This is a genomic window from Embleya sp. AB8 (assembly GCF_049739465.1).
Classification (GTDB): domain Bacteria; phylum Actinomycetota; class Actinomycetes; order Streptomycetales; family Streptomycetaceae; genus Embleya.
The window spans coordinates 284,127-302,864 of record NZ_JBMHHY010000013.1 but is presented as its reverse complement, the minus strand read 5'-3'; the positions used below and the strand labels follow the sequence as shown (position 1 = coordinate 302,864).

Below are 18,738 nucleotides of genomic sequence, written 5' to 3'. Positions count from 1 at the left end.
CCACGCGCCCCGCCGCCCCACGCCGAGCCGGCCACCACGACCGAGTCACCCGCGGCATGCCCGCCCACGACGGCCACCGGCCCGGATGCCACGCCACGCCCGGCACGGTCCTGTCCCGAACCCGTCAACGGGCGGCCGACGGGAACGACATCCGCTTCCGCGCCACCACGCGCCCCGCCGCCCCACGCCGAGCCGGCCACCACGACCGAGTCACCCGCGGCATGCCCGCCCACGACGGCCACCGGCCCGGATGCCACGCCGGGCCCGGCCCGGTCCTCCCCCGAACCAAACGTCGTCGGGCCGCCGTTGCCGGGAGCGGGCGCTCGGGCGGTCGACGGCGTGCCGGCCGGTTCGTTCGTGGCACGGGCGGGCCGGCCGGTGGCCGATGCGGCTCCCACGCGTGCCGGGGGCGGCGGGTGGTCGGCGGGGGTCGGGGCCGCCTGGGCTTCGTGCCCGTACGCGGTCGGAGCGGCTTGCGGGCCGGCCGTACCGGAACCTTCCCCGCTCGGCCGTTCCGGCGCGGCCTGGGCCGGCCCGGTTGCAAGGGCGTGTGGGCCGGCCGTACCCGCCCCGTACCCGACACCGGTCGGCGGTTCCGGGGCGGCCTGGGCCGGCCCGGTCGTGGCGACCTGCGGCTCGGGCGTACTCGATGCGTCGGTCGGCCGTGCGGGCCGGGTCGGCGGACCTGGCGGGGGTTCCGTTGCCTCGCGGAGGACCTCCATTCGGCGGCTCAGGATGGCCTGTTCGAGGTCGGTCAAGGCCGGGCCCGGGTCCAGGCCGACGTCGGCGGCGAGTACCGCGCGGGCTTGGCGGAGGGTGGCCAGGGCGTCGGCCTGACGGTTGCCGGACCACAGGGCCAACGCGTGTAGGCGCCAGGCTTCCTCGCGCAGGGGGGCGTCGCGGGTCAGGCGTTCGGCGTCGACCGTGGCGGCAGCCGTGGCACCGGAGCGTAGCGCCGTGGCGATGTGCAGTTCGCGGGCGCTCAGGTGCAGTTCGTCGAGCCTGGTGGCCTCGGCGTAGGCCCACGGCTCGTCGGCGGCTGCCGCGAAGGCCGGGCCGTGCCACAGGGCCAAGGCGTCCTCGGCGAGACGGTGGGCCTCGGCGGGGGCGGTGTCGGCGCGGTCGTGTGCGGTCCGGAGCAGGTGTTCGAAGCGCCATGCGTCCACCGCGTCGTCCGGCAGCCGCAGTGCGTAGCCGGGCGCCGCGCTGACCAGGATCGTGGCGGGTGCGCGGCGCGGCCGACCCGGTTCGAGCAGGCGGCGCAGGTTGGATACGTACGCCTGGAGCGAGGTGATCGCCTGCGCCGGGGGTTCGCCGCGCCACAGGTCCTCGATCATCCGGTCGATCGAGACGACCCGCCCGCGCGCGGCCACCAGGAGCGCCAGCACGGCGCGCTGCCGCGGACCGCCCAGCGGGACGGTCACATCGGCCACGTCGGCCTCGAACGGGCCGAGCACGCGCAGGTAGACCACGACTCCCCGGATCCCTCCGTTCCGACATCCCGACGTCTCGACGTCTCGACGTCTCGACGTCCCACAGCTCCGCCGTTCCGACATCCGGATCGGATCGGATCGGTCGAGAGCATCGAACAACCCCGTCGGGTGGCTCCATGTTCCTTCCAGGATTCCTCCAAGACGCCGGAGCCAGGCTAGGGGCATGCCCGACGACGACGTGTCGAGGGCCCATCGAAGGGATCACCACCATGACCGCCTCGCCCGTCTCCCCCGCCACGGCCGGCTTCGACACCCGCGAGATGGTGATCGTGCACCGCGGGCTGCGCCGCGAATCGCGGCTGCTGGTCGAGCTGGTCGCCGCCGTCCGGCCCGGCGACACCGCGCGGGCCGGGGTGCTCGCCGACCACTTCGGCCTCTACCGGCTCGGGCTGCACGGCCACCACACCGGCGAGGACGAGTTGTTGTGGCCGCCGCTGCTCGCCCGGGTCGACCTCGAGGCCGATCTGGTGTTGCGGATGGAGGCCCAGCACGAGCGTGTGGCCGGCTCGCTGGCCGCCGCCGAGAAGCTGCTGCCGGCCTGGACCGCGCACGCCGGCGAGGCCGAGCGGGACGCCCTGGTCGCCACCCTCGCCGAGCACCGGGCCGCGCTGATCGAGCACCTGGACGACGAGGAGGCCGAGCTGCTGCCGCTGGCCCAACGGCTGCTCACCGCGGCGGAATGGCACGCGATGGGCGATCACTTCGTGGAGACCACGCCCAAGCCGCAGATCCTGCTGCTGCTCGGCGTGGTGTTGGAGGAGGCCACCCCCACCGAGCGGGCCACGATGCTCGGTGGGCTACCGCTCCCGGCCCGACTGATCTGGCACCTGCTCGGCCGTCCGATGTACGCCCGCACGGTACGCCGGGTCCGCGGTTGAGCCGGCCGGGCCGGATCCACCCGAGCCGAGTTTGGCTCACCGCACGACGAACAGCCCGTCCGGCGTCCGAGGACGGCCCGGAGCAATCGGCCCAGCGGACGTATTGGGATACGCCGACCACGGGCACCGACACCGGCAGGCAGCGGCCGGACGGCCGGATCCGGTTGGATGGGTTCATGACCACCGCTCTGGCTCTGCATCCCGCCCTGTCCCACCCCGAGTTGCTCGCGCCGCCCGTGGCCCGTGCGTTGGCCGGTTGGCCGGCCGCGAGTGCCGAACTGGTCGAGGTTGCCGCGATCGATCCCGAACTCGCCGACACCGCCGCGTTCTGCGCACGCTACGAGGTGGCCCCGGCCGACGGCGCGAACTGCGTGGTGATCGCGGCCAAGCGCGGCGGCACTGTCGGCTACGCCGCGTGCCTGGTCGCGGCGACCACCCGGGCCGATGTCAACGGCCTGGTCCGCCGGCACCTGGACGCCCGCAAGGCCTCGTTCGCGCCCGTGGACGTGGTGCTCGCCGCGACCGACATGGAGTACGGGGGGATCACCCCGATCGGGCTGCCCGCCGACTGGCCGATCCTGATCGACGCCGCCGTCGCCGCACACCCGCGGATCGTGGTCGGCGCGGGCATCCGCGGTGCCAAGTTGTGGGTACCGGGCCGGCTGCTCGCCGAACTCCCGGGCGCGGTGGTCCTCCCCGACCTGGGCGTCCCGATCGGGTAGGCATCCACCCGGCCCGACCGCCCTGCCCGACCGCCCTGCCCGACCGCCCTGCCCGAACTCCCGCCCGGGCAGGGCGACCTCACGTCGCGTCAGCAGTGGTGCGCGAACAGGTTCAGCCCGATCCCGGCCGGCATCGGCGCCGACCGCACGTCGGCCGGCGGGAAGACTGTGCGGCCCGCCTTGATCGTCTCCTCGATGGTGATGTCCCGGATGGCGGGTCCCGGTACGCTCGCCGGGTTCGCGCTCAGGATCACCAGGTCGGCCAGCTTGCCCACCTCGATGCTGCCCTTGTCCGCCTCCTCGCCGTACTGGTAGGCGGCGTTGATGGTGATCGAGCGCACCGCATCCAGACCGGAGACGCACTGGTGGGCGCCCAGCGTCTCGCCGCCCCGGGTGAGCCGGGTGACCTGGCTGGACAGGATCGAGATCGAACTCGGCCGGGCCACCGGCGCGTCGTGGTGCGACGTGTAGATCATGCCGCGCTTCAGGGCCCATTGGGCGGGCGAGATGTCCACCGCGCGGACCGGCCCAAGCACCGTCTCGAAGTACCAGTCGCCCCAATAGAAGGTGTGCATCGAGAAGAACGACGGAATGATGCCCAGCCGGCGGAACTCCTCGATCTGGTCCTCGCCCGCCGTCTGGCAGTGGATCCCGGTGGTGCGCCGATCGGCCGGGCCGGCCTCCTTGCTCGCGGTGCGTACGCAGCGGATCAGCTGGGCGATCGCCGCGTCGCCGTTGACGTGCGCGATCACCTGCCAGCCGTGCGCGAAGCCGGCCCGTACCTGGTCCAGGGCCTCCTCCTCGTCCAGTGTGGCGTAGCCGTAGTAGTCGACGTCCGGATCGCCCGGCGGGGTGGTGTACGGCTCGCGCAGCCAGGCCGTACGCCCCTGCGGGGACCCGTCCAGAACCAGCTTGATGCCGGCCGCCCGCAGGCCGTTCACGTACTCCCCGCTCGCCTGGACCAGTTCCGGCTTCCCGATCGCCTCTTCGGCCTTGACGTAGACCACCACGTCCAGCGGCAGCCCGTCGGGCGTGACCGCCGCAACGTCGCGCAGTTGGCCCAGCACGTCCAGCTCGGCGGCACCCTCCTGGACCGTGGTGAAGCCGTAACTCGCCGCCGCCTTCAGGCCCTTGTCCAGGAACAGCGCGCGGTCCTGCTCGGCCACCCCGGCGACCGCCAGCCCGAACGCGGGAAAGAACGCGGTCTCCTCCAACACCCCGTCGGGTTCGCCGTGCGGGTCCACCCACGGGTCGCGGCGCCGGATCACTCCGCCCTTCGGGTTCTCCTTCTCGGCGTTGTACTTCAGCAGTTCGAGACCCTTGCTGTTGACCGCGCCGAGATGGAAGGACTGGTGGATGGCCAGCACCGGTCGATGGAGGGACACCTGGTCCAGATCATCCCGGGTGGGATGCACTCCCTCGGCGAGTTGGGACTCGTCGTAGCCGAAGCCGATGATCCACTCGGAGCGCCCGCCGACCTCGCCGGCTGCGAACTCCTCCAGTTTGCGCCGGATCCCGGCGATGTCCGCGACGTCCCCGTCGGGTGCGGCGAGCAGGTCGGCGATGCTCTCCTGGAGGCCGGTGCCGACCACGTGGCCGTGCGGGTCGATGAAGCCCGGGAGCAGGGCCCGACCGGCCAGGTCGCGCAGTCGGGTGGCGGCGCCCTGCCAGTGCGCGAGCGCGTGGTCCAGGTCGCCGACGAAGACGATCCGGCCGTCCTTGACCGCGACCGCCTCCGGCCGCTCCGAGCGCTCCGGCAACTCCGGCAGCTCGGGCAGCTCGGGCAGCTCGGGCGGCGAACCGGCGTCCCCGGCACCCGACTTCGGGGCGATCAGGCCCGCGACCGTCTCGATCTCGCCACCGTAGAAGATCATGTCGGCCGCGCCGGGCCGGGTCCCCGGCTCCGCCGCCGCGCCCGTTGTCGGCGAGAGTCCCTCGGACATCACAGTCACCCGATCCTTCGTTGCCTGGACGATCATATCGCTATGCAGTCTGACGGCGACGCACGGTGACAACGAAGGTGAAATCCGGACATCCTCCGAGGACATCCTCCGATCGGGTCGAGGCAGGCCCGCCGGCCGGCTCAACCAGTCGCGGGCGGCTGCGGCGGCGCCGCCCGGTCCCCACGCAGCAGTTCGGCCAGGCCCCGGCGGGTCGCGGCCAACACCACCCGGTCGGTGGGCCGTAGCAGGTGGTCCGGGGGCAACTGCCGGACCGGTTCGCGCTGTCGAGGCCCGCCCGGGCCGCCGCCCGGGTCGGCGCGGTGTCGGCCCGGATCCGCCGGGTCCAGTGCGAGCACCCGCCACATGCCGGCCCGAAACGATTCCGCCACCGTGCGCCCCACCAACTCCGGGTGGTCCGCGACCTCGATCGCCGCGAACAACAACACCTCGCGCTCCACGGGGATCGCGCCGAGGATCTGCCGGCCCAGCACGGCGGCCGCGAAGGCCGGCGCGGACAACGAGGACACACTGCGACTGCGGGTGAGCGCGTGAGGATAGGACTCGCGCAACGTCCGGTTCACCGTCTTGGCGAACTCGTCGTCGAACAGGCGGAGTACCACCCGCAGTTCGGGGGATGCCTCGCGGGCGTACAGGACGGCTTCCAGGTTGATCGCGTCGTCGCTGGTGAGCGCGAGCAGCGCCCGACTGGTGCCGATGTGCGCGGCCTCCAGGACACCCTCGCGGGTGACGTCGCCGATCACCACGGGCACCCGGCGTGCATGCGCGCCGGCGACGCCGAGCGCCTGCGGGTCGCGCTCCACGCACACCACCGCGATGCCCAGTTCGCCGAGCCGATCCAGCACCCGGGTGCCGATCTTGCCAAGCCCGAGCAGCACCACATGATCGGCGATCGAGCGTGGCGGCGGACGCTGGGTGCTCGCGGTGCGGAAGGTGCCCAGGCTCTCCAGGACCACCGCGAACAACACCGGCATCAGCGCCATCCCGGCGAGCCCGGAGAGCACCTGGAGGATCTGCCGCCCGGCACCCCCGTCCAGTTCCGGCTTGCCCAACCCGAACACGTCCAGGAGCGAGCGGTACGCGGCGCGCAGCGGCGAATCCGAGGTGACCCACCAGGTCAGGGCCGCGAACACGAACAGCAGGGTAACCAGGACGACCAGCGCGTAGCGCAACCGGCGCGGAAACAGCGTGGCCACCGGCCACACCTGCGGCAGCCGGCGTCGATTGGCCGGCGCCCCGCCGACCCCCTCGCCGAGCGCGATCGTCTCCAGGACGGTCCGCCCCCGGGTCGCCCCGGACGCGGCCACCGCGGCCTCGTCCGGGAGCAACTCGGGGCTGCCGCCCACGCCGTCGGACTGCAGCGCGAGCGTGTACAAGTAGGGCGCCGGGTCGCGCTCGGCGGCCGGTCGCTCGGTGGCCCGCAGGAGCAGCCCCTCCGCCTGGACCACCTTGCCCGCACCGGCGATCGCCGCCGCCACCAGGGTTGGGGTGGCGGTGTCCGCGTCGGACAGCACGGTGGTGGTCACCTCGCGGGCCGACGCGTCGCCGGCGCCACCGGCCCGGACCGCGACCGCGCGGTCCAGCAACTCCTCCAGATGGCGGCCGAGTTTGCGGTTGTAGAGCCGAACCACCAGGCGGATGCGCGGATTGAGCCGGCGGGCCCGCAGCGCCGCGTGAATGTTGGCCCGGTCGTCCCGGTAGACCAGCGCGAGCGCCGAGGCGGTGGGTACACCGGCCGAGCGCAGCGCGTCGTCGTCCGGCTCGGCGGCCTCGACCACCGACACCGACATCCCCTGCCCGCGCGCGAGTTCGTCGATCTGCGGGCCGTGGTTGCGGTGTACCGAGGGCAGCAGCACGGTCACGTGTTCCGCGTAGAGGTATGCGAGTTCGTAGGACAGCCGTTGGGCCGGCGCGTCGTCGCCGCACACCACCAGGTGTCCGGCCCGAGGCAAAGAAGTCGGATCGTGCGCAGGAGTCGACACACCCCTACCCTGCCCCCCGGGCCGTCCCCCGTCAGCCCCTTTCCGGCCGGCCGTTCCCCCCCGGCCGAATGGCGGGGCAGGCCGCCGAGGTGTCCGAGATCAGCAGGTCCAGCACGCCGCGCAGACCGCCGACGGCAAACGCGTCGCGCTGCCGGCCGGCCCCGGTGCCCTGCCGGATCAGCCGATCCACCAGCGCGAACACCCGGGCGGTGTCCCCGAATTCGTCCAGCGCGGGGGCCACGTGCGCGAGCAGCTCGGCGACCAGGTCGCCCGCCTCGATCCGGCGCGCGGTGCCCCCCGGCCCCACCGGTCCGAACAGGTCCCCGTCCAGGCCGTCGCGCGCGGCCAACCAGCAGGCGGCGCGCAGGAGTTCCTGGTCCGGCGCGGCGTAGGGGGCCTTGTCGTCGTGCTGTTGCAGTGCGGTGACCACCAGGGCGCGCACCAGGCCGGCCAGCATCACCGCGTCGTCCGCGCGCAACTGCACGTCGGGGCAGCGGATTTCGATGGTCGGGAAACGCTCGGACAGCCGCACCTGCCAGTAGACCTGGCCACGATCGAGCATCACCCCCACGGCGAGCAGCGCGTCGATCCGCCGCTCGTACTCCTCCAGGTCCAGGAACACCGGCGGTTGGCCCTCCACCGGCCAGCGCGCGTAATGGATCGTGCGCCAACTCGCGAAGCCGGTGTCCGCTCCCTCCCAGATCGGCGAGTTGGCGCCCATCGCGACCAGCACCGGCAACCACGGCCGGATCCGGTTGACCACCTGTACGCCGGTCTCCCGGTCCGGCACCGCGACATGCACGTGCATCCCGTGGATCAGCTGGACGTCGGCCAGCCGCCGCGCGTTCGCCCCGATCGCGAGATAGCGCGGATGTTCGCTGATCTCCTCCATCGTGCCGTTGCTCACCGGCGCGGCCCCGCAGGCGATCATCCGGCAGCCGATCCGCTCGGCCGCCGCCGACAGTTCCCGCCGCATCCGGTGGAGGTAGCCGCCGATCTCGTCGAGCGACGTGCACACCGGCGTGGCCACCTCCAACTGCGCCTTCAGTAACTCGGGCTGCACGTCGCCGACGCCGAGCCCGGGCCGCAACCTCGCCTCGGCCCGGACCCGCTCGGCCGCCGGTACCGGCAGTCCGCTGACCGGGTCCACGAGCAGGTACTCCTCCTCGACACCCAGGGTGGTCGTCACGGAACCGTCCTTTCGAGCGGGCGAACCCGCCGGGCAGGGCCTCCACCTGGACATGACCATCCGTTGCCGGCGTGCGTCGCGAACCGTGTGCCGGTACCCCGTGGCCCCGGGACTCACCCCGGGCCCCACCCGATGTGGCATCGCGGCCCTCGACGTGCTCGACCAAGATCCGGACAGGCCGTATTACTTGGGAGGACTCGATCGGTTGTACCCGTAATCACCGCAGGTCGACACGTCCCGCCCGGGTCGGGCGGGGGCGACGGGTCCGATGTCCGGGCGTTGTGATGGGGTGGATCCCGGTTGCCGAACGGGTGAAGTGCGGGGCGTGTGGTGTCTGGGGTCGGGGTCGCGGACAAGGCTCTTCTGGTCGGACTGCCGTTCGAGGGGGCCGTCGTGGGCGACCTCGGCCGGGTCCGGCACCGGATCGGCGACGACGTGGTGGGGGCGCTGCTCGCCGATCCGAAACTCGGCTCCCGGGTGCGGGAGAGGGCGGCGGCCGACCCCGATCCGTGGGTCCGCCGCGCGCCGGCCCACAACGGCGCGGTGCTCACCGCGACCGACCGGTCCCGGCGGATCCGGCCGTGCTCGCCGCGCTCGCCGGGCAGTCCACGGTCGACGCCCCGGGGTACGAGTATCCGAGCCGGCTCTACGAGGCGTGCTTCGCGAGCGACTCGGTCGCACCGCGAGTGGCCCTCGGGCGACGGGTGTTCGACGAATCGGTGGCCAACGACCTGATCGATCTGAACGAACCCGAGGTACTGGCCGCGCTGGCCGAGAACACGGGCCTGGTGCAGCCGACCGCGGATCGGGTCGCCGCGATCCTGGCCGGCACCCCGACCCGACGCCCCGCGCAATACCCGACCCGAAGCACCTGGCCCGCGCCGGCCGCGCCGAGTTCGTACCTGCGCCGGATCCGCGACTACTACGACGGCACGCACGGCGGCGGCGACTTCCTGGCCGAAGGAACGTACCGGCACGGCCTGGTCGGGCCGACCGATGTGCTCGGCGTACTGCCCACCCGCGCGCTGGTACCGCTGCCCAGGGAGTGGCGCGGGCGAATCGTCGCCGAGCCGAGCTGCCCCGACTCGGCGAACACGCCTATCCCACGCTGTGGGCCTACGCCCGCTGTGTCGACCACGTACCGCGCGCGCTCGACGAATACCCGTTCCTGGCCGACGATCGCCCGGCGCTGCGGATCCTCGGCGCCCGCTGCGGCGACGCGGCGGTCCTGGAGCGGGTGTTGCGCCTGGACGACCCCGAACTCAACGCGGACCTGTACGGCGCGCCGCTGGGCCTCGGCGACGTCGCGGTACGCCGCGTGATCCTGTCCCGGGTGCCGCAGGGCCGGCCCGCCGCCGGTCCCGAGGATCTGTTGCCGCTGCATCCGACGCTGCGCGGGCAACTCCTCGCCGAACACCGGGCCACCGCGTCCGTCCTGCCCGCGCTGCGCCCGAAGGTGGAGGCGGCCGATCCGGCGCTGATCGACCACGCGCTGCGCCAACTGGGCAAGAAAGCCTCCCTGTCGGACCGACTCCTGGGCGGGCGCGGCCTGCTCCGGCACGGCGGCGCGGAGCGGATCGGTGCACTGGTCGAACAGGGCGTGCTCGGCGCGACCGCCGGCCGGGTGACGGCCAAGGCACTCGCGAGCGCCGACCCCGACGCGGCGCTGACCGAGCGGATCGACCGCGAGCGCGGCGCCGACAAGCTGCTCGCCAAACTGCGCAGATGCCACGGGTCGGCGGACACCGACGAGTTGCTCGAGCTGCCGTATGCGCGCGACTGGGACCTGATCGTGGCCGAGCACGAGCGCGAACCGTTCCCGACCGAGGTACTGAACCGGCTGGTGGAGGAACCGGATTCGCCCGCGCGCCTGCTCGCCCTCGGGCCCGTGCACCTGCGCTCCGCGCGAGTGGCCGCGGCCCTGGACGCCGAGCACGCCCGCGCCTCGATCGGCGCCGGCCGCGACGTCCTGGGCGACGCCCCGTGGTACCGGCACCTGGACGAACTGGTCACCGCCGGCCTGGTCACCGGCCACGACCTGGTCCACCACGCCCGCGGCGCGGGCCCGATCCTGCGCCGGCTCGCCGAGGCGGCCCACCGCCGCGAAGTCCCCGGGCCCATCCACGAGGCGGCCACCGAGGCACACGCCGAGATCACCACCCTGCTCCGCACCCACCTCGACACCGACCCCACCAACTGGCACCGGGTCTTCGCCGCCCTGTCCGGCTGCGACCCCACCTGGTCCCCGGAGTCCCCGGGCTCGACCATCGAGGCCCTGTTCACCCGCTGATCCGCCGGTGGCGGATGCCGCCCATCCACCGATCGGTGGATGGGCGGCGCCGGCCGGTGGAGGGGGGTGGTCCACCGGCGGCGGGCCCGGGTGCGGCTTGTCGGTGGATTCGGCGACAAGGGTCCGGATCGCATTCTCGTAAGTGTCGGCAGGCAGCCGGCACCCCACTGAGGAAGCGGTCGTCATGGCAGTTGTCGAAGCGGTTCGGGTCGAGGGGCTGAGCAAGGGCTACCCCGGCAAGTCGGTGCTGCGGGACGTGTCGTTCGCCGTCGCCCCCGGCGAGATCTTCGGGCTGGTCGGGCCGAACGGGGCGGGCAAGACCACCACCGTGGAGTGTGTGGCCGGGCTGCGCCGGGGCGACTCCGGGACGGTTCGGGTGCTCGGCCTGGATCCGTGGGAGCAGGGCGAGCAGGTGCGGCACGTGCTCGGCGTACAGCTCCAGGAGAGCGCGCTGCCGGACAAGTTGCGGGTGTCCGAGGCGATCGAGCTCTACGCCGCGACCTACCGCGCGCCGGTGGACCCGGCCCCGCTGCTCACCCGGCTGGGCCTGGACGCGCACCGCCGCACCGCGTACACGAAGCTCTCCGGCGGCCTCAAGCAGCGGCTGTCCATCGCCCTCGCCCTGCTCGGCGGGCCGCGGGTGGTGATCCTGGACGAACTGACCACCGGGCTCGACCCGCAGGCGCGCCGGGACACCTGGTCGCTGGTCGAGGAGATTCGCGACGCCGGGGTCACCGTGCTGTTGGTGACCCACTTCATGGAAGAGGCCGAGCGGCTGTGCGACCGGGTCGCGGTGCTCGACGGAGGGCACATCGTCGCGCTCGACACCCCCGAGGCGCTGATCCGGCGGGTCGCCGACACCCAGTCGGTGCGGTTCCGCACCCGCGTCCCGCTCGCTCCCGAGCTGCACGCCGAACTGGCCGCGCTGCCCCAGGTCAGCGAACTGACCGTGGTCGACGGCCAGGTGCTGATCCTGGGCACCGCCGACGTGCTGACCGCGGTGACCGCGGTGCTCGCGCGCGCCGGGGTGATCGCGGAGAACCTGCGGGTGGACAGCGCCGACCTGGACGACGCGTACCTGGCCCTGACCCGCGACCGCGCCTGAGCGCCTGGGTGCCTGAGCGGCCCACCCCTTCACCCACTCGCACACCATCCACATCCACTCGGGAGTCCGCATGTCCATCTCGTCGGCTTCACCCACCTCGTCCGCGCAACCGCCGATCCGGCTCACCCGGGCCCGGGCCGTCGGCCGCCCGCGCGGTGCGCTGGTCCAGGTCACGCTGACCGAGCTGCGCCTGTTCCTGCGCGAGCCGGTCGGGCTGATCTGGGGCCTGATCTTCCCCGCCGTACTGCTCGTCGTGCTCGGCTCGATCCCGGGCACCCGCAAGCACACCGACGACCTGGACGGACACACCCTGGTCGAGGTCTACGTGCCGATCCTGGTCGCCTTCACCTTCGCGATGCTCGCGCTCAACGCGATGCCGCCCGCCCTGGCCGGCTACCGGGAGAAGGGCGTACTGCGCCGGTTGTCCACCACGCCGCTGCCGCCCAGCCGGCTGCTCGCCGCGCACCTCGCGGTCAACGGCGCGGTCGCGGTGCTGGCCACCACCGCGGTCGAACTGATCGCCCGCTTCGCGTTCAAGGTGCATCTGCCCCGGTCCCCGCTCGCCTTCGTGGTCGGCTTCCTGCTGACCGCCGTGGCGCTGTTCGCGATCGGCCTGTTCGTCGCCGCCGTCGCCGCCAACACCAAGGTCGCCAACGGCGCGGGGGCGATCCTGTTCTTCGTCGCGATGTTCTTCGCCGGACTGTGGCTGCCGCGCGCCACGATGCCGGACGCGCTGCGCCGGGTCGGCGACTTCACCCCGCTGGGCGCGGCGGTCCAGGCGCTCACCGACGCGACCAACGGGCACTGGCCGCACGGCTCGGCGCTGCCGGTGCTGGCCGGCTACGGAATCGTCTTCGGCTTCGCGGCGGCGCGCTGTTTCCGGTGGGAGTAGGCCCGGGTCCCGGCGCGCCGGGTGGGGGCAATGAGAGTATTCCGGGGTATCCGCGACGGATCGATCAGGGGTGATGTGCCGGTGGTGACGACGATCGAGCAACCCGCGCTCGGGGACCACATCGACCTCGACGACGTCCGGATCGCCCGCTACCGCAGGTTCGCGCCGTTCTTCCTGCTGGCCGCCTCGACCGTGCTGGCCACCCTCGGCTTCGCCAACGGCTACGGCACCACCGGCGAATTCATCGCGGCGCTGGCCACCTGCGTGGTGGCGGCCGGGTGGACCTGGTGGATGGACACACCGCGCTCGGCCGGGCCGGATCGGCCACTGCGGTTGACCGTCTACTACTGGGTCAAGTGGGCGCTCAGCGCCGTGCTGGTCGCGCTCAACCCGTGGTACGCGGTGTTCGCGTTCCTCGGCTACGCGGACGCCCGCCGCCTCGGGCGCGGCCGGCACAGCATGGTGGGCATGATCGGCACCGCCACGCTGTGCACGCTGGCGCAGATGGGCGGACGGGACGAGTTCACCGTCGGCCACCTGCCGATATTCTTCTCGCTCACCGCGATCAATACGATCATCGCCTCCGGGGTCGTACTGATCGCATACCGCGTGCAGGTCCAGAGCGATGAGCGCAAACGGGTCATCGAGCAACTCGCGGACACCAACGCACGCCTGGAGACCGCACTGCGGGAGAACACCGGGCTGCACGCGCAACTGCTCAGCCAGGCCCGCGAGGCGGGGGTCCTGGCGGAGCGGCAACGAATGGCCGGCGAGATCCACGACACCATCGCGCAGGACCTGGCGGGCATCGTCACGCAGCTGGGCGCGGCACACGAACAGGCCCGCCGGCACGGCGGCGTACCGGCCGACTGGCAGCGCCATCTTGACCAGGCCCGCGACCTGGCCCGGGCGGGGCTGACCGAGGCCCGCCGCTCGGTCGAGGCACTGCGCCCGGGGCTGCTCGCGGATCGGGTACATCTGCCCGACGCGATCGCCGAGTTGGTCGCGCGCTGGTCGGAGAGCACCGGCATCCCCGCCGCGGCCGAGACCGACGGCGTCGTGCGTACCCTGCCGGTGGACTGCGAGGTGGCGCTGTTCCGGGCCGCCCAGGAGGCGCTCACGAATGTGGCCAAGCACGCGCGGGCCGGCCGGGCCGGGGTCGCGTTGACCTACCTGGACGACGTGGTCCTGCTCGACATCCGCGACGACGGTGTGGGCCCGATCGGCGCCGATGACCACACCGACGGCTACGGCCTGCACGCGATGCGCCACCGCCTGACCCAGGTCGGCGGCACCGTCACCATCGAGGGCGCCCCCGGCGAGGGCACCACGGTAAACGCCTCGGTCCCGGTCGGCCCAAGCACCACCCGAAGCACATCCGACCGACCGACGCACACCTCGATACCGCCCGACCCGAACCCATCCCACCGCACACCCGACCCGACCGCGCATGCCTGGGGCGCAACCGACTCCCGCGCCGGCCACAGCACATCCGGCCCGGCGGCAAGCACCTCGCCCACAACCAACCCGGGCACGCCGCACGGCAGGCCGACGTACGCCGACCCCACCCCGGCAGCGACCCCCGCCGCCACACCCGGCCCGGCAGCGCATGCCCCAGGCGCGACCAACTCCCGCGCCGGCCGCAGCACATCCGGCCCAGCAGCAAGCACCTCGCCCCCGACCAACCCGGGGGCGCCGCACGGCAGGCCGACGTACGTCGACCCCACCCCGGCGACGACCGCCGCCGCCACACCCGGCCCGGCAGCGCATGCCTGGGGCACGACCAACTCCCGCGCCGGCCGCAGCACATCCGGCCCAGCACCGAGCACCTCGCCCCCAACCAACCCGGGCGCGCCGCACGGCAGGCCGACGCACGCCGACCCCACCCCGGCAGCGACCCCCGCCGCCACGCCCGGCCCGGTGGCGTCCTCCGCGCCGACCGACCCGGGCGCCGGGCGCGGCATGCCCGCCCACAGCGCCCCCGCCCGGGCGACCGCCCCCGCCGACCTGCCCGGCCCGGCAGCGGCTACCACGACCGCAGCCGGCGCACGAGCGACCCGCAACGCGCCGACCCACCCCGCCCCGGACGCCCCGGCGCCCATTCCCGCCCCGGCCCGCACACCCGCCCCGACCGGCCGCCCCAGACCCCGTTCCGCTCCGAAGGAGATCCCCGCATGACCGCCGTCGACCAGTCGAGCAGCGGTTCGAGCAGCGGTTCGAGCGATGGTTGTGCGCCGATTCGGTTGTTGATCGTCGACGATCACCCGGTGGTGCGGGACGGGCTGCGTGGGATCTTCGCCGGGGACCCCGGGTTCGACGTGGTCGGCGAGGCGGGCGACGGCGCGGCGGCGGTCGATCGGGTTCGGGTCGGTGGCGTGGACGTGGTGCTGATGGACCTGCGGATGCCCCGGATGGGCGGCGTCGAGGCGATTCGCACGCTGCGCGAGGTGGCCCCGGACGTGCGGGTGTTGGTGCTGACCACCTACGACACCGACCGCGACGTGCTACCCGCCGTGGAGGCCGGCGCGACCGGCTACCTGCTCAAGGACGCGCCGCGCGACGACCTGGTCCGCGGCGTCCGGGCCGCGCACGCCGGTCAGGCGGTACTGTCCCCGGCGGTGGCCGGGCTGGTGATGGGCCGAGTCCGCGCCCCCGAGCCGGCGCCGGCCGTACTCAGCCCGCGCGAGGCGCAGGTGTTGCGCCTGGTCGCCGCCGGGTCGACCAACCGGGAGGCGGCGGCGACCCTGTTCGTCAGCGAGGCCACCGTCAAGACCCACCTGCTGCACCTCTACGGCAAGCTCGGCGTCCGCGACCGCGCCGCCGCGGTGGCCGAGGCATACCGACGCGGCCTGCTCGGCTGAGGCCGCGCCCGCCCGCTGCGCCACCCGGGCGACGCGGCGTGTACTTCCCGCCCCGCGCGACCACGTTCACCCCATGCCCGAACTGCCGGTCTATCCGCCCATGCTCGCCACCCCCGGCACCCTGCCGCCGGCCGCCGAGGACGCGCAGTGGGCCTACGAGACCAAGCTGGACGGTCAGCGCTGCCTCGCCTATCTCCCGGGGGACGGCACGGTCCGGTTGCGGTCCCGCTCGGGGGCGGACATCACCGCCGCCTACCCCGAGTTGCACGCGCTGCGCGACGTACTGGGCAGGCGCCCCGCCGTCCTCGACGGCGAGGTGGTCGCCCTGGACGAACACGGGCGCAGCGACTTCGAGCGGTTGCAGTCCCGGATGGGCCTGGCCGACCACCCCGCCGAGGCGGCCCGGATGCGCGACCGGATCCCGGCCCGACTCCTGCTGTTCGACCTGCTGTTCCTGGACCGGCGCCCACTGCCCGCGCGCCCGTACGCCGAGCGCCGCCGCCTGCTCGAGGACCTCGACCTGCGCGGACCCGCGTGGTCCACCCCCGCCGCGCTGGTCGGCCACGGCGCCGAGGCGCTGGCCGCGACCCGGGAGGCGGGCCTGGAGGGATTGGTCTGCAAGCGGTTGGACTCGGTGTACACCCCCGGCGAGCGCTCGCCGAACTGGGTGAAGATCCGACACGCGCTCACCCTGGACGTGATCGTCGGCGGCTGGCTGCCCGGTCGCGGCCGACTCGCCGGGCTGCCGGGCGCCCTGCTCGTCGGGGTCCGCGACGCGAACACGCTGCGCTTCGTCGGCGCGGTGGGCACCGGCTTCAGCGATCGCGAGCGGGCCATGTTCGGCGAACTGCTGGCCGTGGCCGAACTCGACGAGTGCCCGTTCACCCCGGATCCGCAACTGGTCGACGCGCACTGGGTGCTCCCCCGGCTGGTCGGCGAGGTCCGCTACGCCACCCGCACCCGGGCAGGTCTCCTGCGCCACCCGGTCTGGCACCGGTTGCGCCCGGACCTGGCCGAGGACTGACCGAGGGCACCGAAGACACGCCCTACGGCAGTCGGCCCGTGGTACGCGCGGCCAGCAGCGGCGCGAACACGTCGCCGTCCCGCGCCACCCGATCCAGCACCTCCGCCGGCCCGAACGCCAATTCCGCGTCGGAGTCGATCTCCGCCCAGGTCACCGGCGTGGATACGGTCGGCTCGGGCTGCGCGCGCAGCGTGTAGGGCGCGGCGGTGGTCTTCGCCGAGGAGTTCTGGCTCCAGTCCACGAACACCCGGCCCGCCCGCAGGTTCCTGGCCATCCGGTGCACGACCAGTTCGGGCCGTTCGTGCTCCAGGCGCATCGCGAGCGCCTTCGCATACCCGCTCGTCGCCGCCTCCGGGGTCGGCTCGAGGGCCGCGTAGAGGTGCAACCCCTTGCTGCCCGAGGTCTTGACCACGCAGGTCAGCCCGTCGGCGGCGAGCAGGTCCCGGGCCAGCAGCGCGACCTCGCGGCATTCGGCCAGTCCCGCGCCGGGTCCCGGGTCCAGGTCGAGCACGAGCCGGTCGTGCGCGTCCGGGTCGGCGCGCCACTGCGGTACGTGGATCTCGATCGCGGCCAGGTTGGCCGCCCACATCAGCGTCGACAACGAGTCCACGTCGACCTGACGCCGGGTCTCCTCGCGGCCGGCCACCTCGATCGTGCTCACCCACTCGGGCGCACCGGGCGGCACGTGCTTGTTGTAGAACCGGGTGCCGCCGGCCACGCCGTGCGGGAAGCGGATGAACGACGCGGCCCGCCCGGTCAGGTGCGGCAGCAGGACCGGGGCCACCTTCGCGTAGTAGTCCAGGGCCTGGCCCTTGGTGTATCCGGTCTCGGGCCACCACACCTTGTCCAGGTGGGTCAGGGTCAGCACACGTCCGTCGACTGTCGTGGCGATGCGGTCCGGCATACGGTGAAGGTCCCCCTATGCCCGTTTTCGATGCATGGTCCGCACAACCCGGATGATCCGAATGGGCCGCGACAGTGGAGAGCCGATGCGCAGTAGCTGGAAAGGCGCGATCACGTTCGGGCTGGTGAGCATCCCGGTCCAACTCTTCCCCGCCACCGAGGAGCACGGGGTGCACCTGCATCAGGTGCACGAGAAGGACGGCGGCCGGATCCGGCTCAAGCGTTATTGCGAGTTGGAGGAGCGTGAGGTCCCATATCGGGAGATCGCCAAGGCGTACGAGGCGCCCGACGGCCGGCAGGCGGTGCTCACCGACGAGGACATGGCGGAGCTGCCGCTGCCCAGCAAGAAGGTGATCGACGTACTGGCGTTCGTGGACGTGGACGAGATCGATCCGCTGATGCTCTCCAAGGCGTACTACCTCCAGACCGCGACGCCCGCCGCCGCCAAGCCGTACGTACTGCTGCGCGAGGCGTTGACCAAGGCGGGGAAGTCCGCGGTCACCAAGATCACCCTGCGTACTCGGGAGAGCCTGGCCCTGCTGCGCGTGCACGACGACATCCTGATCCTGCAGACCATGCTGTGGCCGGACGAGGTCCGGGCGGCGGACGGCCTGGCGCCGGAGGGCTCGTTCGAGATCCGGCCGCAGGAGTTGAAGATGGCCACGTCGCTGATGGACACCCTCAGTGAGGATTTCGACTTCCGGGCGTTGCACGACGACTACAAGGAGGCGCTCGACCGCCTGGTGGTCGCCCGCCTGGAGGGCACCGCGCCGAGCGGGGGCGAGGAGGCGGGGGTCGAGGCGCCGGACAACGTGGTGGACCTGATGGCCGCGCTCACCGCGAGTGTGGCGGCGGCGCACAAGAGCCACGGCCGGGCGCCGGCGAAGCGGGCCGGCGCGCGCAAGTCGGCGGCGAAGCAGGGCACGAAGGCTGCGGCCGGGACGGCGGCCGAGGCGACCACCAAGAAGAGCGCCGCCGCCGCGAAGAAGAGCGCGGCCAAGCCGGCCGCCCGCAAGCGCACCAGCGCGTGATCCCGGCGGCGCCGGCCGATCGGCCGGCGCCGCCGGTTCACTCGGTCGGGAAGGCCGCGATCCGTTGCTCCAGCGGGGTCGGCTCCTCGGCGATGCCGTCGGCCGAGCCGCTGGCCAGCCGGGCGCACACCCCTCGGCAGGCGAAGGTCTGCCGCTCCTCGACGTGACCGACCGGCACCGCGTCCGGCGCGGGACGGTCGGCGGGGGCGCGCAGATCGTTGCCGCACATCGTGCAGGCCAGGCCGTAGGTCATCGCGACCGTGGTCTCCGGTCGCGAGCTTCGGCGGTGTCCCGCGATCGAGTGCTGTGAGTACATGGGTTCGAATCCTCTGGTCGGTCTGGTGCGCGGATGTCCGGATCGCCGCAGACGACGCCGCCATGGATGACGGCATACGAGGTGCCCTCGG

15 protein-coding genes are annotated in these 18,738 nt (G+C 73.3%); 9 read left to right on the top strand and 6 right to left on the bottom strand.

All coding sequences use genetic code 11. The features are described 5' to 3' along the window. On the bottom strand, positions 1 to 1,472 hold a 1,472-nt coding region (locus ABIA38_RS21375), incomplete at its 3' end, for a BTAD domain-containing putative transcriptional regulator (protein ID WP_424640327.1). A gap of 230 nt (positions 1,473 to 1,702) precedes the next feature. Between ABIA38_RS21375 and ABIA38_RS21370 the strand changes: the two genes are divergently transcribed. Continuing rightward, positions 1,703 to 2,371, top strand: a complete 669-nt coding sequence (locus ABIA38_RS21370; protein WP_424640326.1) for a hemerythrin domain-containing protein — start codon at positions 1,703 to 1,705, stop codon at positions 2,369 to 2,371. Between the two features lie 176 nt (positions 2,372 to 2,547). Then, complete coding sequence (locus ABIA38_RS21365; RefSeq protein ID WP_424640325.1) at positions 2,548 to 3,093, top strand: YbaK/EbsC family protein; 546 nt, start codon at positions 2,548 to 2,550, stop codon at positions 3,091 to 3,093. Positions 3,094 to 3,182: 89 nt separating this feature from the next. Here the strand turns inward: ABIA38_RS21365 and ABIA38_RS21360 are convergent, their stop codons facing one another. The 3 genes from ABIA38_RS21360 to ABIA38_RS21350 all read right to left on the bottom strand — a co-directional run bounded on the left by ABIA38_RS21360 (position 3,183) and on the right by ABIA38_RS21350 (position 8,225). Then, a complete protein-coding gene (locus ABIA38_RS21360; RefSeq protein WP_424640324.1) occupies positions 3,183 to 5,036 on the bottom strand; it encodes an amidohydrolase in 1,854 nt (617 codons plus the stop codon). A gap of 140 nt (positions 5,037 to 5,176) precedes the next feature. Further along, entirely contained in the window at positions 5,177 to 7,036 is a 1,860-nt protein-coding gene (locus ABIA38_RS21355; RefSeq protein ID WP_424640323.1) for an NAD-binding protein, read from the bottom strand. Between the two features lie 31 nt (positions 7,037 to 7,067). After that, entirely contained in the window at positions 7,068 to 8,225 is a 1,158-nt protein-coding gene (locus ABIA38_RS21350) for a carboxylate-amine ligase (RefSeq protein WP_424640322.1), read from the bottom strand. 1,045 nt (positions 8,226 to 9,270) lie between these two features. Between ABIA38_RS21350 and ABIA38_RS21345 the strand changes: the two genes are divergently transcribed. From ABIA38_RS21345 to ligD (ABIA38_RS21320), 6 genes are all read left to right on the top strand, one after another. Further along, on the top strand, positions 9,271 to 10,515 hold the full coding sequence (locus ABIA38_RS21345; RefSeq protein ID WP_424640321.1) for a hypothetical protein: 1,245 nt from the start codon (positions 9,271 to 9,273) through the stop codon (positions 10,513 to 10,515). A 184-nt stretch (positions 10,516 to 10,699) separates the two neighbouring features. Continuing rightward, positions 10,700 to 11,620, top strand: coding sequence for an ABC transporter ATP-binding protein (locus ABIA38_RS21340; protein WP_424640320.1), 921 nt, complete (start codon positions 10,700 to 10,702; stop codon positions 11,618 to 11,620). A 70-nt stretch (positions 11,621 to 11,690) separates the two neighbouring features. Beyond that, positions 11,691 to 12,512, top strand: coding sequence for an ABC transporter permease (locus ABIA38_RS21335; RefSeq protein ID WP_424640319.1), 822 nt, complete (start codon positions 11,691 to 11,693; stop codon positions 12,510 to 12,512). An 81-nt stretch (positions 12,513 to 12,593) separates the two neighbouring features. Continuing rightward, positions 12,594 to 14,690, top strand: a complete 2,097-nt coding sequence (locus tag ABIA38_RS21330; protein WP_424640318.1) for a histidine kinase — start codon at positions 12,594 to 12,596, stop codon at positions 14,688 to 14,690. Then, a complete protein-coding gene (locus ABIA38_RS21325) occupies positions 14,687 to 15,373 on the top strand; it encodes a response regulator (protein WP_424640317.1) in 687 nt (228 codons plus the stop codon). The genes ABIA38_RS21330 and ABIA38_RS21325 overlap by 4 nt, the downstream gene beginning before the upstream one ends. A 73-nt stretch (positions 15,374 to 15,446) precedes the next feature. Then, entirely contained in the window at positions 15,447 to 16,397 is a 951-nt protein-coding gene (gene ligD, locus ABIA38_RS21320) for a non-homologous end-joining DNA ligase (RefSeq protein ID WP_424640316.1), read from the top strand. 22 nt (positions 16,398 to 16,419) lie between these two features. Here the strand turns inward: ligD (ABIA38_RS21320) and ligD (ABIA38_RS21315) are convergent, their stop codons facing one another. Then, a complete protein-coding gene (gene ligD, locus ABIA38_RS21315) occupies positions 16,420 to 17,301 on the bottom strand; it encodes a non-homologous end-joining DNA ligase (protein WP_424640315.1) in 882 nt (293 codons plus the stop codon). Between the two features lie 85 nt (positions 17,302 to 17,386). Between ligD (ABIA38_RS21315) and ABIA38_RS21310 the strand changes: the two genes are divergently transcribed. Beyond that, the gene (locus tag ABIA38_RS21310; RefSeq protein WP_424640314.1) at positions 17,387 to 18,331 is read left to right on the top strand and encodes a Ku protein; all 945 of its coding nucleotides are present in this window, start codon (positions 17,387 to 17,389) and stop codon (positions 18,329 to 18,331) included. A gap of 37 nt (positions 18,332 to 18,368) precedes the next feature. Here the strand turns inward: ABIA38_RS21310 and ABIA38_RS21305 are convergent, their stop codons facing one another. Beyond that, on the bottom strand, positions 18,369 to 18,647 hold the full coding sequence (locus tag ABIA38_RS21305; protein ID WP_424640313.1) for a hypothetical protein: 279 nt from the start codon (positions 18,645 to 18,647) through the stop codon (positions 18,369 to 18,371). Positions 18,648 to 18,738 lie beyond the last annotated feature (91 nt).